Below are 14,822 nucleotides of genomic sequence, written 5' to 3' on the forward strand. Positions count from 1 at the left end.
TGTAATGTCAATTAATAGTAAAAAGAAATTTATCACAATTGGTGCAGTCGCATTGGTAATACTCGTTGCAATAGGCATTGGAGCCTATATAGGAAAAACGAAAGTCGGTTCTCCCGCCGAGCTGGTTTCCAAACAAGCCGGAGCGGGGGAGGCTTCAACTCAGACCGGTGCAGGAAAATCTGCAACTGATGAACAAAACCTTATACCGGTTAAGACTTATACAAGAAAGAATTGCACCTCAACCCCGGTTTTAGTAGCCGATGCAAAGGGCTTTTTCAAGGAGCAGGGTTTGAAACTTGTATTTACAGGTGAATTAAAGAGTACTGAAATTTTACCCTCGGTGTTAAACGGGAATAATGATTTTGCCGAAACGCATCCCAATGCTCTTGCAACCTATATAGCAGGAGGAGCAACCATAAAAGCAGTCGGACGCGCAATCATAGAGCCCGGTCCGGAGATTGATCCGAAATTCAGGCATATGAGGTGGTTTGTTAAGGCTGATTCCGGAATCAAGTCCTGGAAGGATCTTGTGGATTATAAAAAAGGCCAGAAGCTTAATCATAACGGATTGGCTCCAAACTGTACAACTTTCGTGGCAAGTACGATTTTTGACAAGTATGGAATCGGCAGAGACCGGTTGAATTTTATTAACTTCGACACTGATCAGGCTGCCCTTCAGGCCTTAGAACAGGGGAATATTGATATTGCATGTGTGCATCCTCCGTTCTATAAACTTGCAGAGGATTCCGGACTTACCCTCATTGGCGACTCTTCCGATGCCGGGCTGGGTGAAGCAGCAGGATTATACCTTTACTATTTCACTGATGACTTTATAGAGAAAAACCCCGACATAGTTCTGAAATTTGCAAAAGCCATGCAGGAGGCCCAGGTCTGGGCAAACAACAACACAGATGAAGCTGCAAAGATAACTGCTGACTTTATAGGCTCCAATGGCAATGCAAGTCATTGGTATGCATCCTCCACGGTTATGGATGAAGAGCAAATCAAGCCATGGGTGAATGATCTGGTTGTAAATGGCAAACTCAAGGACGGGCAAGTCAAGATATCCGATTTGCTTACACACAAATTTGAAGTGAAATAACAAAATAAATTTTAAATGGGGGTTGTATAAAAAGTACAGCCCTTATTTAAAAATAGGTCAGGGAGTGATCAAAATATGTTGAATGTGTTGTCAAAAGCAGTAGATATAGAACCTGCAAACACCGGTACAGATAAAATTGTGATAAAAAATATAAATAGGGTTTTCAACATTAAGAGGAATAATGACAGCAAAAATGATTTTACTGCAATTAAGGATGTAAATTTGAATATAAAAGCCGGTGAATTTTTAACTATTGTGGGACCCAGTGGCTGCGGGAAATCAACTTTACTTGACATTATTGCCGGATTGTCCAAACCCAGCTCCGGAGAAATATATATTGATAATAAGATTATAACAGGACCTGCATTGGATCGTGGAATTGTACTTCAGGGATACGCACTTTTTCCATGGAGGACGGTAAGGCACAATGTTGAATTCGGACTTGAGATTAAAGGAACAGGAAAAAATGAACGCAGGGAGATAAGCACAAGGTTTATCAAGCTTGTTGGGTTGGAAGGGTTTGAGGATAGGTATCCATATGAATTGTCCGGAGGAATGAGACAAAGAGTTGCCATAGCAAGAGCTCTTGCCTATGATCCCGAGGTGCTTTTAATGGATGAGCCCTTTGCTGCCGTGGATGCACAGACAAGAGAAACAATGCAGGATGAGCTTCTGCGTATTTGGGAAGAAACTAAAAAAACAATCGTTTTTGTTACCCATAGCATTGAAGAAGCTGTAGGCTTGGCAGACAGGGTGGCTATAATGTCGGCAAACCCGGGCTACATCAAGGAAGTAATCGATATCGATCTGCCAAGGCCAAGGAGAATCGGTGATATAAGAAATTCAGCCAGTTTTTCATGGATTACCCATAAGGTATGGGAGATACTGCAAAACGCTCAACCAGATATACCATTGAAGAAAAGCAGTGCAAACCTGGCAGAAGATATATCTGCTTCAGCAACAATTTGAACAGGATGTGTTATATGGGTGAAGCTATAACTTTAAGAGTATACGGAATGACGTGTACATTATGTTCAATAACTATTGAAGCGGCTCTTTCAAAGAGAAAAGGCATTCTGAAGGCTTCTGTAAACTATGCTTCAGAAAAGGCAGTTATTGAATATGATGCTGCAAATATTTCACTTCAAGACATAAAGAAATCAATTGAAAAGCTTGGGTTTGCTGTGGCGTTGAACGGTGAAGCAAATACCGGTGCAGGTGTTAAAATAGGTGACAGGGAAAGAAAAAAACTGCTCAGGCTTTTTATTCTTTCAGCAATATTCAGCACACCACTGCTTCTATGCATGCTTTCCGAAGGGGTGGGCTTTTGTCATGATATTCTTGATCCAGGGACAAAGACAGGCTGGAGCAGGACTTTGTATGAACTTAGACTTAAAGCCTTGTTTTTGCATGACTGGAGACTTCAGCTTCTTTCAGCGACACCTGTACAGCTTCTGATTGGTGCCCGATTCTATAGGAACGCATTCAGGTCAGTTCTGGCAGGAAAAGCGACAATGGATCTGCTCGTTGTTCTTGGGACAACAGCGGCTTATTTTTATAGTGTTTATATAGTCTTTTATCAGAATTATGCATATGTCTCCGGACTACAGAACGTATACTTTGAGGCATCCACAGTTATAATAACGCTTGTTTTACTGGGAAAATACCTGGAAGCACTTGCAAAGGGAAGGACTTCAAAGGCAATTCAGGAACTTATTGACTTGAGACCTGAAACAGCAAGAATATTACGGGGGACTGAGGAGATTGACCTGCCCATAGATGATGTTGTAGTGGGAGACATAATTATTGTAAGGCCCGGAGAAAAAATTCCTGTTGACGGAATGATAACAGAAGGAAATTCTGCAATTGATGAATCAATGCTCACCGGTGAAAGCTTTCCGGTTGATAAAAAAGAAAGTGATTTTGTCACGGGAGGGTCGGTCAACAGATTTGGAACCTTCAGGTTCAAAGCCACAAAAGTGGGCAGTGAGACAAGACTTGCCGGGATTATTAAATTCATCGAGGAGGCTCAAGGCAGCAAGGCGCCTATTCAAAAGATTGCAGACAGGGTATCCGGCTATTTTATCCCTTTTGTTATAATAGCTTCTATTGCAACTTTCATATATTGGTATTTTATTGTTTACAAGCAAATTCTTTTTGTTATTAACTTACCTATAATTTATGCTGTGTCTGTGTTGGTAGTTTCCTGTCCATGTGCCCTTGGACTTGCAACACCCACAGCAATAATAGCAGGCATGGGAAAAGGAGCACAAAACGGCATCCTGATTAAAAAGGGTGAAACCCTTGAGACGGCCTATAAAATAGACACGGTGGTTTTTGATAAAACGGGAACTCTTACAGAAGGCATACCTGAAATTGAGGGCATATTCATACTGGAAAAGAGCAGAGCCTTATATGATAAAAATGATATTTTAATATTAGCTGCCATTGCAGAAAAGAAATCTGAGCATCCTCTAGGCGAAGCAATTTATAAAAGGGGAAAAGAATTAGCAAGTGCTGAATTACCCGACCCCCAGAGTTTTAAAGCTGTACCCGGCAAAGGGGTATATGCAGAAATAGAAAATAGAAATATATTAATTGGCACACCGGCGTTTCTTAATGAAAATAATATCTCTGTATCTGATGCAGATACAATATTATGGGATATTTATAATGAAGGTAAAACAACTGTTTTAGTATCTGTTGATAAGAGTTTAATTGCTGTTATATCACTATCCGACAGAATAAAGGAGAGTTCGGCAAAAGCTGTTGAAGAGCTGAAAAGAATGGGTATTGAGGTATTCATGATAACCGGTGACAATGCAAATGCGGCTAAAACGGTGGGCTTAAAGACCGGAATAGAGAATATCCTTGCTGAAGTTTTACCTGAAGATAAAGCTGATGAAATAATAAAAATTAAGAGCAGCAGTAAAATAGTAGGTATGGTTGGTGATGGAATCAACGATGCACCGGCTCTGGCAGCAGCGGATGTGGGGTTTGCCATAGGCACAGGAACGGATATAGCAGTAGAGACCGGGGATATTGTACTTTTAAAGGACGATTTATTGAATATACCTAATGCAATTAAGCTTTCAAAAAAGGCTATCAGGAAGATAAAGCAGAATTTGTTCTGGGCATTCATATACAATGTCATAGGAATACCTATAGCAGCATCGGGACATTTGAATCCGGTGGTAGCGGCTGCTGCTATGACGCTGAGCTCCATGTCGGTACTGATAAACTCTTTAAGCTTAAAACGATTAAAGCTGAAAGGTTATAATGCACAATTACAAAAATCTGAGTTTGAAATCAGTGCGAATCTATGAGCTTAATATGGTGACTGCTTATGAGCATAAAAATCATTGCCTGTGAAGTAATGAAAGAGGAGCTTTTATCGGTAAAGCCAGAAACTCCGACAGAATATAGCTTTGTCTCAATGGAACTTCATACAAGGCCTGAAAAACTTCATAAGGAACTTCTTACGATTGTTGATGATTCCAAAGGTTATGAAAGAATAATTTTGGGTTTTGGTTTATGTGGGGGAGCTGCCGGAGGTATCAAAGCAAAGCATTGTATTTTAACAATTCCAAGGATACATGACTGCATCTCTTTGTTTTTAGGGTCACGAGAGCTTTTTGAACAGCTTCAGCAGTCCAGAGGTACTTTTTATCTTAGCAGCGGGTGGCTTGAGAGTGGAAAATCAATTATATCCGAGTATGACAGGGTTTGTGGAAAATATGGCGAAGTCAAAGCACGAAGGGTTTTAAATGCCATGTATGACAGCTACCGCAGCATACTTTTTATAAACACGGGACATCCCAGGGAAAAGAGATGCCTTGATGCTTCATTGGAGGTATCAAAGCTGCTTGGTTTAAGTCACTCCCTCCGACATGGAGATACAGGATTTATTAACAGGCTTGTTAATGGTCCATGGAATACGGAGGAATTTATAAATATTCCGGTTGAAGAGGTAATCAAGGAAGAGATGTTTTAAAAGTAAGAAAAGCTGGTGAAACAGCAAGGGAAAAATGCGCCAAACGGCGCATTTTTCCGGTCAGTAATTCCTATTTTTCATGCATACTGCCGGATTCTACCGAATAATCCTTACTCTTTGCTCCAGCGGCTGAAACTGCTTTTCATCCGGTGTGGCTGTGGGCTTGCCGAAAGGCATCTGGGCAAGCAGCTTCCAATTTGCAGGGACATTCCACTGCTTGTGTACCTCTTGGTCTATAATAGGGTTGTAATGCTGGAGCGATGCTCCAAAGCCTTCAATTTCAAGTGAGGTCCACAGGATATATTGAAGCATTCCGCTTGCCTGTAACGACCAGACGGGAAAGTTGTCCTTGTACAAAGGGAATTGGCTCTGCAGAGTTTCGACTACCGACTGATCCTCAAAGAACAATGCCGTACCATACCCGTTTTTAAATGAAGCGAGCTTGCTTTCTGTAGCTGCAAAGCTTTCTGCCGGAACAATTTTCCTGAGCTCCTCCCTGGTTATATCCCACAGCTTGTTGTGGTTGTCACCCAACAAAACCAGCACCCTGCCGCTCTGACTGTTAAATGCTGTCGGAGCATGCTTTACGGCAGCATCTGCAATTTCTCCGATTCTCTCATCGGAAACCGGTGATTCCTTATTTATTCCATAAAATGAACGTCTGTCTTTGACTGCATTATAAAAATCTTTTGCCATACTCTGATCCTCCTGACGATTTATACTTAAAACAAATAAATCTATTTAAGATAGATTTACCACTATTATGCCATATCAAACAATTTTAATTTATATCTGATAAAAATTAACCTGTAGTGCTAATTAAAAATGTGGTAACAGTCAGAAAATGCTACTCACTCCCGGACGAGCTTCAAATAAATGCTTGTATATAACGCTTTTGGCGTGCCGTACGAAAACGGCAATATTAAAGGGCCTGAGCAAAAGCACGCAGTTCCTGTACCTCACACATTTAATATCCCGCTTGGATTTCCGCTGCCGGTAATAAATGTGTTGTATGTGAACACCTGTTTTGGAAGGCCCTTTATTTATACTTGTTTACAATATATTATTACTTACATTTTACTTATATTTGTTTATGCTTATCTATAAATATTGCGCTTTGTGTATTAAATTTCAGTTCCGGCTTACCAATCCTTACGGTACGGTTTGCTGCCCGAAGGTTTTCCTCCCTGGGGCTTGCCGCCTGACTGCTTGCTGCTGCCCGAGGCTTTAATAAATCCGGTGTGTCCTGACTTCCTTTTGGAAGGCTGTCCGGCTCCATTGCCGCCGTGTACTAAAAAGGTATTGTAGGTGCTGTTGTTTCTGCCGGAACCTACACCGCTTCTGCCGCTTTTTTTACGGGGAGTGGATTTTTCAATGTTTATCCGCTTGCCCTTTATGGTATAGTTTTTCATGGACATAAGGACTTCAGCGGCAAACTCCTTTGGAACTTCCACAAAGGAGTACTTGTCAAAAATATCTATGGAACCTACCATTTTGCCAGGCAGGCCTGAGGTTTCCACCAGACTTTCGATAATATGCCTGGGCTGTATCTTATTGTCACTGCCTATGTTTATAAACAGCCTGACCATCGGGTTTTCCGAATCCAAGTCTGCTGTTTCGTCAATATCACTGACCATGCTGGGGAGGGCGCCGCTCTGTTCGGCATACATCTTCAGCAAGGCTGCAGCAACATCAAGAGAATTGACAAAGGCATCCTCCTGATCCTCCGCCTCGGAATTTATTGTACTGACGAATTTTTCAATATTGCTCACATATTTGGAGATGCCTTCAGATTGCAGGTTCTCCTTAAGAGTCTTGAGCACATTTGACATTTTCTTTTCTTCCACATCATTGATACTGGGAGGCTTCATCAAAGTTACTGTTGATTTGGTGTACCGCTGGATGTCCCTGAGCTTGTAGATTTCCCTGCCGGATATGAAGGTAAAGGATTTTCCTGTTCTTCCTGCCCTTCCGGTTCTACCGATTCTGTGCACATAGTATTCCTCGTCGCTGGGAATGTCATAATTGAATACAGCCTCTACATCATCAACATCAATTCCTCTTGCGGCAACATCTGTGGCTATGAGGATATCAAAGTTTCCCTTGCGGAACTGTGACATAACCTTGTCCCTGTGCTCCTGGCGCATGTCACCGTGAAGGGACTCGGCGGAATAACCTCTGGACTGAAGGCCGGAAGTTAGTTCATCAACCTTCTTTTTGGTGTTGCAAAATACCAGTGAAAGCTTTATATCATTGGTATCAATCAGGCGGGAAAGCACTTCCAGCTTGGCGGACTCTTTCACCTCAAGATAGTACTGCTCGATACTGGGAACAGTCAGTTCCTTATGTGCTACTTTTATATGAATGGGATCCTTCTGATACTTCCTGGTGATATCAAGTATTTCTTTAGGCATGGTAGCAGAAAACAGGATTGTCTGCCTGTCCTCAGGGACTTTTTCCAATATGGTATCAATGTCCTCCCGGAAGCCCATGTTCAGCATTTCGTCAGCTTCATCCAGAACAATCATTTTCAGGTATTCCAGCTTTAATGTCCTGCGTCTCATGTGGTCCATAACTCGTCCCGGAGTGCCGATAATAATCTGTGGGCGCTTTTTCAATGCTATTATCTGTCTGTCTATGGGTTGGCCCCCATATACAGGTAAAATACGAATACCATCCTTATATTTAAGCACATTTCTCAGTTCCTCGGAAGACTGGATTGCCAATTCCCTGGTGGGACAAAGCACAAGCACCTGAATGGAATCAACCTGGGGGTCGACCATTTCAATGGCAGGTATTCCGAAGGCACAGGTTTTTCCAGTACCTGTCTGAGCCTGGCCAATCAAATCATTTCCGCTGAGAATGGGAGGGATGGACTGGGATTGAATGGGAGTGGCCTCCTCAAATCCCATGTCGGCAATTGCACGAAGCACATCATTTGAAAGGTTTAGATCTTTAAAACTTAAATTTTCCATTTTTATTCCTTTACTTTATATTCATTTAATTTTATATACTATACAATAATAATTATTATTTGCCTTTTTTGCAATGTTTATTTATTTTCCCATACAGGAATTGCTTCTGGTAAATAAATTATATCAGAAAAGGAATAATGCCGGCTACGTTTTTAAAGAATAAAACCAGCATAAAAGATTTGGAAGCATTTGCCCCACAGGTATCACCATGCTATTATACCCTCTATTGTACATTGCTAATAGAGGGCACGAACAGACAAACCAGACGACGGGAGGCAATAAATACTATGAAGAACTTTGCATTTGTATCGGATTTTGACGGTACTTTGACTGACAGAGACTTTTACCATATTGTAATGGATAAATATTTAAAGGGTTGGGCCTGGGAATATTATGACGAATGGAGAAAGACTAAAAAAATCAATGTGGATTTTCTGAACAGGATTTTTGGCTCCATGGACAGAAGTGAAGAAGAAATACTGGAGGATATTATTGCTCTTCCGCTGGATTCAAATGCAGTTGAATTTATTGAAAAGGTGGAGAATAACGGAGGAGATTTTTATATATTGAGTGCCGGAACCTCATATTATATAAAAAAGCTGCTGGCTCATTTAAACCTGGAAAAGGTTACAGTCATATCCATGGAGGGAAAATACATGAACAGGGGAATAAAGATACTGCCCGACCCCGAGAGTGAATATTATTCCAGCACCTGGGGCGTGGACAAGGAAAAGGTAATATTGTCCCTCAAGGAAAAATATGAAAAGGTTTATTTTGCAGGTGACAGTGAGCCTGATGTGGGGGCTGCCAAGGCTGCCGACCTGGCATTTGCAAGAAACGACCTGAAAAATCTCCTTTCGGAAAAAAATATTTCTTTTGTGCCCTTCCACAAATATAGTGAAGTTCAGGAATTTATGACCGTCCATGGGCTGCTGAAATAATGCGGCAGCAGGGTGAGCCATAAAAGCAGGGCATACAGGGAAATAAAAATTATAAATTATAAATTGTAAATTGGTGAGCGCGGACCAGAAAGCGCTTGCAGACAGGAGTACTTATGGGCACAGCCATACACAGGATTGAAATTCCTACTATTATGGAAGTAAACAGCGGGATTATGGAAAATGTGGGTTCTCTTCTTGAAAGAGCCGGGATTTTCAAGGTTGTTTTATTTTTTGGAGAAGGTATAAGAGAGCTGTTTGGAGAAAAGATCATAGCCTCCATAAAGGGGAAGGCCTCTTTGACACTGCTTGAAACCTTCGACTTTGATGATATTGCTGTGGAAAACCTGATACCCCGCGGGTTTTCCATACCCTCAAAGGCAGAAGCGGTTGTTGGAGTGGGAGGCGGAAAGGTTCTGGATGCTGCAAAATATATAGCCTTCCTGAACAATCTCCCCTTTGTCAGCATTCCAACCTCTACTTCCAATGACGGTTTTTCCAGCTCCGGCTGCTCCTTGCTCATTGGCGGAAAAAGGACTTCTGTACATGCGGCAATGCCCTTTGGAATAATAGTAGACCTTGAGGTTATAAAAAATGCTCCTGCAAAATTCATTTATTCGGGACTGGGAGATATTGTATCAAAAATTACTGCTGTTTACGACTGGTATTTTGAGGAACGGAACAATGCCGCAAAGGTTGACGATTTTGCTGCCATGCTGGCGAAGAAGTCGGTCAACAGCATTGTACGCATGCCCTATACCGATATAACCGAGCAGTTTTTCCAGAAGGAAATGGTGGATTCACTAACCATGAGCGGTATTGCCATGGAAATCGCCGGAAACAGCTCGCCGGCCAGCGGCAGCGAACATCTCATATCCCACGCTCTGGACAGGGTACTTGAGAAGCCGCAGTTGCACGGCATTCAAGTGGGAATTGCAACCTATCTCATGAGCCTGGTGCAGCAGCACAGGTCTGAGAGAATACAAAAATTTCTTGGAGATACCGGGTTTTTTGATTATGTTTCAACCTTGGACCTTAAGGCGGAAGCTTTTGAAAAGGCTGTTGACCTGGCTCCTTCCATCAAGCCCAACAGGTTTACCAGCATACATGTGGAGGAAAACAGGAGCAAGGCCAAGGAGCTGCTTAAGAGCAATGCAATACTGAAAAAAATACTTAGGAATGACTAAATAATAAAACCGGATTTTTGGGCGTAGAATTTTTTGTCATTACAAGGCGGAAGAAGGCGTAATAATTGCTTTATTACAACTGACGACAACAAAGTAATGCCGGGAGAACCTTTCATGAAAGGTTCTCCCGGCATATGCATATACTGTGGGAATACGCTTCCTTCCCGGCAGACAGGTCCGGTACGTGGTATGGACTTACAACTGCAGGCCTGCAATTACCTCCTTGAGGGAAGCAGCCGACTTGTTTAGCAGCCTGTTTTCTTCGGCACTGAGAGGCACGTTTATAATCCTGGCTATACCATCCGAATTTACCTGACTGGGAATGCTCAGGCATATATCATTTAGTCCGTATTCACCTTCAAGCAGACTTGAGACTGTGAGAATTGAGTTCTCATTTCTTACGATGGCTTCAACTATTCTTCTTACGGCCAGGGCGACGGCATAGTAGGTGGCGCCTTTACGGTCGATGATTTCATAGGCTGCATTTTTCACATTGTTATAGGTGGTTTCCTTGAAATTATCGCTGTCGCAGGAGTTGCAATCCCGGCAGTAATCGTCCATGGAAACTCCTGCAATGGATGCCAGGCTCCAGGTTGGAACCTCTGTGTCCCCGTGCTCTCCTATAATGTAGGCGTGGACATTGCGGGGGTCGATTCCCATATGTTCTCCAATCATATATTTGAATCTTGCCGAATCCAGAACAGTTCCGGAGCCTATGACCCTGTTCTTTGGAAAGCCGGAAAGCTTGTAGGTGACATAGGTGAGTATATCCACAGGATTAGTTACTACCAGAAGTATGCAGTCCGAGTTATATCTGACTATGTTGCCCACAACGTCCTTGAATATGGCGGTATTTTTATTTACCAGATCAATCCTGGTTTCACCGGGCTTTTGGTTTGCTCCGCCTGTTATGACTACTATATCTGCGTCCCTGCAATCAGAATAAGTGCCGCTGTATATCTTTACCGGGCGGACAAAGGGCATCCCATGATTCATATCCATTGCTTCTCCCTCAGCCTTTTTCGCATTGATATCTATCAGCACCAATTCGGAAATCAAGCCGCTCAGCATTAGTGTATATGCCGTGGTGGAACCCACAAAGCCTGTGCCCACAATGGCAATTTTATTTATTGATTTGTTTCTCATGTAAATCAGCCTCCTGAATTAACCTTGTATACAAACAATATACCCTTTATGTGGTAAAAAGTAACAATAAATTATTTGAATTAATTTGATATATAATGTAAAATATTAATATATTTTTGAAAAAAACGCAGGATTAAGGAGCAGCCTTATGCAGTTTTTAATTCATCAGCAGATGAATATTTTGTCCGGTGCGGTCATATTCCTATTCGGAATATACGCGTTAAGTGTTCTGGACAAAAAGGCTCATATAAACAAAATATATATAGCTGCCTTATTCCTGAATCTATTGCTCATATGCTTTGAAATCGTACTCGGCATGCTCAGGGAGGCACGAACCGGATTGATCTGGGTTCGGGTTCTGTCCAGCCTTATTTTTATGCTTTCTCCACTCCTGGCATATTTGTTCCTGAAATTTATATGCTCATATTACCTTTTTCCCGTCAAGTTCAAAAAGCAGGTGCGCTCGCTGTTTATACTGCTGCTTGTTTCCAATGTGGTTGTGGGGGTTTTCAGGTTTGGAAGCATTAAGCTGGAAGACGAAAACTTCTTCCAATGTGTCATTCCTTTTACCATTGCCCTTGTTTTTCTCCTGTACAGCCTTTATGTAATAATCTTGAACAGAAAAATGCTGATGAGGTTTGAATACGGCTATATACTGGCTATCAGTATGACAACCAATATTATGATGACGGTGCAGCTTGCCTTGAAGCAGACAAGCTTTGTCTGGTGCAGCAGCAGCTTTACCATCATAATGATGTTTATCCTCATACAGCAGAGGGAATTGTACCGGGATGCTCTTACCGGCGCAAGAAACAGGCGGGTACTGAAAAAATGCTGGGATGATTATACCAGGAAGGCAGATGGCTTGCTGTCCGTTGTAATGATAGATCTGGACTACTTTAAAAACATTAACGACTCATATGGGCATTCAGAAGGGGATCATGCGTTAAAAACCTTTGCAAGGCTGCTTCACAGGGTATATTCCAAGGAGGGGACCGTCATCCGTCTGGGAGGGGACGAGTTTCTTGTATTAATAAATAATCTGCCGGAAGAAAAGGTCAATGAGCTGATTTCAAAAATGGAAAAAATGGTGGACAAGTATAACTTCAACTGCTCCAAGCCGTATTTAATAAAATATAGCTGTGCCAGTGATGCATATAACAATGACATGGGTATGGAGCAATTTTTACATGAGATTGATGTCAAGATGTATAACCATAAGAAAAGCAGAAAAAGAAAATATTGGAGTGCTGAAAATGAATTTTAGTTGTTGCTTTACCCGATATTTATAAGTATAATTTGGCATAAGATATGATAGTCGATTGGGGGGGGAAATTATGATTTCATGGAAAGAAGAATATGTACTGGGTATTGAACACCTGGACCAGCAGCATATGCAATTATTCAGGATAGCCGCTGACATTCACGAACTGCTGAAAAATGAACTGATTACCGACAAATATGACCGCATACTCAAGCTCTTGGGAGAATTGAAGGATTACACGGTTTTTCACTTCACCTCTGAAGAAGAGTATATGCTGAGTATTGGCTATCGGAAGCTGTTAAGCCACAAAGTGGAGCACAATGATTTTATTGAAAAAATAAACAATGTGGACCTGGAAAAGGTGGATACTGACCATGAGCAGTACCTGCTTGATATACTGGAATTCGTACTGAACTGGATTTCCGACCACATATTGCAGTCGGACAAGGCCTATGCCGCAAAATGACTGCTATACCGCTGATGCGAATAAGCTGGAACATGCAATTGCCGAGGGGGCAGATTGTATGTTCCTTTTTGTTTACAAATCCGGTGAGCTGCCGCAGATAAAGGTTCGGCGGACCCGGACGGTTCAGCCCCATAAGCTGTTATCTGAAAAGCCAGGGCAAGACCGATAAAAAATTAGTGAAAAAGGTTTGTATAAACGGCATGGAGGTATAGTATTCCTAATAAACTATTAACATAAATTGTTATATGTGGAATATTTTTGGAGGGGTAATATGAAAGTGATAATTATAGGCTGCACACATGCCGGAACGGCGGCAGCAACCAATATTGCAAGGTTATATAATGAAGCCGGAATAACTGTGTATGAGAAGAATGACAACATTTCCTTTCTCTCCTGCGGGATAGCCCTGTATGTGGGCGGAGTGGTAAAGGACCCCGGGAGCTTGTTTTATTCTTCCCCCCAAAAGCTTAATGAGCTTGGCATCATCACAAGAATGAGACATGAGGTTATGGAGATAAGGCCGGAGGAAAAAGCTATTGTTGTAAAAAACCTTGAGAAGGACACAATTTTTACAGACAGCTATGACAAGCTGGTGGTAACTACAGGCTCCTGGCCTATTATACCTGAAATACCCGGAATAGGACTGGAGAATGTTCTGCTGGCAAAGAACTTTCAGCATTCAAATACCATCATAGACAGGTCGAGAACTGCGCAAAGCATTGCAGTGGTTGGCGGAGGCTATATAGGTGCGGAGCTTGTGGAGGCTTTTGCACAGCAGGGTAAGAAGGTTACGCTTATTGATGCGGAAGACAGGGTCATGAGCAAATATTTTGACGGGGAATTTACCGACGCTGCCGAGGAGGCCTATAAAAATCACGGTATCAGGCTGGCTCTTGGTGAGAAGGTTGTCAGCTTTGAGGGAGAAGCTGATAAGGTGAAGAGGGTTGTCACCAATAGAGGCAGCCATGAAGCCGACCTGGTGATACTTTGCATAGGGTTCAGGCCAAACACCGGACTTTTCAGAGGCAAGCTGGATATGCTTCCCAACGGAGCAATCCTGGTGGACGAATACATGCAAACCAGCAGCAGGGATATATTTGCCGCAGGTGATTGCTGTGCTGTCAGGTACAATCCCTCCGGAAAGCATCAGTATATACCCCTGGCCACAAACGCAGTGAGGATGGGGACCCTTGCGGCAAGAAACCTGCTTGGTCCTGTAATCAGGGGTATGGGCACACAGGCCACTTCCGGAATAAAGATTTATGATTTGAATTGTGCGGCCACCGGGCTCACAGAAACCATGGCAAAAGCACTGGGCCTGGAGGTAAAAGCAGTTACAGTCAGGGAAAACTACAGGCCGGAATTTATGCCCACCTATGAAGAGGCTCTGCTGAAGGTGGTTTACGGCAGCAGTGACAGGAGAGTGCTCGGAGCACAAATACAATCCAGGGCAGATCTGACTCAGGTGATAAATACCATGTCGGTTGTCATACAAAACGGTATGACGGTTGATGAACTTGCCTTCACGGACTTCTTTTTCCAGCCCCACTATAACAAGCCCTGGAATCTGATAAATATGGCCGGATTGGCGGCAGAATGACAGATGCCGGTACGTCAGTTTCATATGGCCTTATGAAATCCACTTACATTTCAGCAAGGTCTGTGATAGACTAGATGAAGGTAACATAATGTTTTTGCCAAAATATCCGGGTTTCAATTGTATGTGCTCCCGTTAAATGGTTTTGGCTGG

Annotated in this window: 12 protein-coding genes; 9 read left to right on the forward strand and 3 right to left on the reverse strand. The window is 42.4% G+C overall.

Annotated features, from left to right (window positions below; translation table 11 throughout):
* Positions 1-4: 4 nt before the first annotated feature.
* The 4 genes from CLHUN_RS10070 (at position 5) to CLHUN_RS10085 (ending at position 5,096) form a co-directional block, all read left to right on the forward strand.
* The gene (locus CLHUN_RS10070) at positions 5-1,102 is read left to right on the forward strand and encodes an ABC transporter substrate-binding protein (protein ID WP_080064464.1); all 1,098 of its coding nucleotides are present in this window, start codon (positions 5-7) and stop codon (positions 1,100-1,102) included.
* Between the two features lie 75 nt (positions 1,103-1,177).
* The gene (locus tag CLHUN_RS10075; RefSeq protein ID WP_080064465.1) at positions 1,178-2,071 is read left to right on the forward strand and encodes an ABC transporter ATP-binding protein; all 894 of its coding nucleotides are present in this window, start codon (positions 1,178-1,180) and stop codon (positions 2,069-2,071) included.
* A 14-nt stretch (positions 2,072-2,085) separates the two neighbouring features.
* On the forward strand, positions 2,086-4,428 hold the full coding sequence (locus tag CLHUN_RS10080) for a heavy metal translocating P-type ATPase (protein ID WP_080064466.1): 2,343 nt from the start codon (positions 2,086-2,088) through the stop codon (positions 4,426-4,428).
* A gap of 20 nt (positions 4,429-4,448) precedes the next feature.
* Complete coding sequence (locus tag CLHUN_RS10085; RefSeq protein WP_080064467.1) at positions 4,449-5,096, forward strand: DUF1638 domain-containing protein; 648 nt, start codon at positions 4,449-4,451, stop codon at positions 5,094-5,096.
* 96 nt (positions 5,097-5,192) lie between these two features.
* Here CLHUN_RS10085 and CLHUN_RS10090 read toward each other — a convergent pair whose 3' ends face one another.
* Both CLHUN_RS10090 and CLHUN_RS10095 read right to left on the reverse strand, forming a co-directional pair.
* Positions 5,193-5,792 carry a nitroreductase family protein gene (locus CLHUN_RS10090; RefSeq protein WP_080064468.1) on the reverse strand — a complete coding sequence of 200 codons (600 nt, stop codon included), beginning with the start codon at positions 5,790-5,792 and terminating at the stop codon, positions 5,193-5,195.
* A gap of 446 nt (positions 5,793-6,238) precedes the next feature.
* Complete coding sequence (locus CLHUN_RS10095) at positions 6,239-8,071, reverse strand: DEAD/DEAH box helicase (RefSeq protein WP_080064469.1); 1,833 nt, start codon at positions 8,069-8,071, stop codon at positions 6,239-6,241.
* A 287-nt stretch (positions 8,072-8,358) separates the two neighbouring features.
* Between CLHUN_RS10095 and CLHUN_RS10100 the strand changes: the two genes are divergently transcribed.
* Entirely contained in the window at positions 8,359-9,012 is a 654-nt protein-coding gene (locus tag CLHUN_RS10100; protein ID WP_080064470.1) for an MtnX-like HAD-IB family phosphatase, read from the forward strand.
* A 113-nt stretch (positions 9,013-9,125) separates the two neighbouring features.
* A complete protein-coding gene (locus CLHUN_RS10105) occupies positions 9,126-10,196 on the forward strand; it encodes an iron-containing alcohol dehydrogenase family protein (protein ID WP_080064471.1) in 1,071 nt (356 codons plus the stop codon).
* Between the two features lie 195 nt (positions 10,197-10,391).
* Here the strand turns inward: CLHUN_RS10105 and CLHUN_RS10110 are convergent, their stop codons facing one another.
* On the reverse strand, positions 10,392-11,342 hold the full coding sequence (locus CLHUN_RS10110) for an L-lactate dehydrogenase (RefSeq protein WP_080064472.1): 951 nt from the start codon (positions 11,340-11,342) through the stop codon (positions 10,392-10,394).
* 148 nt (positions 11,343-11,490) lie between these two features.
* Here CLHUN_RS10110 and CLHUN_RS10115 point away from each other — a divergent pair, with 148 nt between their 5' ends.
* The 3 genes from CLHUN_RS10115 (at position 11,491) to CLHUN_RS10130 (ending at position 14,672) form a co-directional block, all read left to right on the forward strand.
* Positions 11,491-12,609, forward strand: a complete 1,119-nt coding sequence (locus tag CLHUN_RS10115) for a GGDEF domain-containing protein (protein WP_080064473.1) — start codon at positions 11,491-11,493, stop codon at positions 12,607-12,609.
* Positions 12,610-12,679: 70 nt separating this feature from the next.
* The gene (locus tag CLHUN_RS10120; protein ID WP_080064474.1) at positions 12,680-13,072 is read left to right on the forward strand and encodes a bacteriohemerythrin; all 393 of its coding nucleotides are present in this window, start codon (positions 12,680-12,682) and stop codon (positions 13,070-13,072) included.
* Positions 13,073-13,343: 271 nt separating this feature from the next.
* A complete protein-coding gene (locus tag CLHUN_RS10130; RefSeq protein ID WP_080064476.1) occupies positions 13,344-14,672 on the forward strand; it encodes an FAD-dependent oxidoreductase in 1,329 nt (442 codons plus the stop codon).
* Positions 14,673-14,822 lie beyond the last annotated feature (150 nt).

Source organism: Ruminiclostridium hungatei (assembly GCF_002051585.1).
GTDB classification, from domain to species: domain Bacteria; phylum Bacillota; class Clostridia; order Acetivibrionales; family DSM-1351; genus Ruminiclostridium; species Ruminiclostridium hungatei.

Coding starts and splice junctions, on each gene's coding strand:
- CLHUN_RS10085 (WP_080064467.1), top strand. CDS start 4,449: ATGAGCATAAAAATCATTGCCTGTGAAGTAATGAAAGAGGAGCTTTTA.
- CLHUN_RS10070 (WP_080064464.1), top strand. CDS start 5: ATGTCAATTAATAGTAAAAAGAAATTTATCACAATTGGTGCAGTCGCA.
- CLHUN_RS10110 (WP_080064472.1), bottom strand. CDS start 11,342: ATGAGAAACAAATCAATAAATAAAATTGCCATTGTGGGCACAGGCTTT.
- CLHUN_RS10120 (WP_080064474.1), top strand. CDS start 12,680: ATGATTTCATGGAAAGAAGAATATGTACTGGGTATTGAACACCTGGAC.
- CLHUN_RS10095 (WP_080064469.1), bottom strand. CDS start 8,071: ATGGAAAATTTAAGTTTTAAAGATCTAAACCTTTCAAATGATGTGCTT.
- CLHUN_RS10090 (WP_080064468.1), bottom strand. CDS start 5,792: ATGGCAAAAGATTTTTATAATGCAGTCAAAGACAGACGTTCATTTTAT.
- CLHUN_RS10130 (WP_080064476.1), top strand. CDS start 13,344: ATGAAAGTGATAATTATAGGCTGCACACATGCCGGAACGGCGGCAGCA.
- CLHUN_RS10080 (WP_080064466.1), top strand. CDS start 2,086: ATGGGTGAAGCTATAACTTTAAGAGTATACGGAATGACGTGTACATTA.
- CLHUN_RS10115 (WP_080064473.1), top strand. CDS start 11,491: ATGCAGTTTTTAATTCATCAGCAGATGAATATTTTGTCCGGTGCGGTC.
- CLHUN_RS10100 (WP_080064470.1), top strand. CDS start 8,359: ATGAAGAACTTTGCATTTGTATCGGATTTTGACGGTACTTTGACTGAC.
- CLHUN_RS10105 (WP_080064471.1), top strand. CDS start 9,126: ATGGGCACAGCCATACACAGGATTGAAATTCCTACTATTATGGAAGTA.
- CLHUN_RS10075 (WP_080064465.1), top strand. CDS start 1,178: ATGTTGAATGTGTTGTCAAAAGCAGTAGATATAGAACCTGCAAACACC.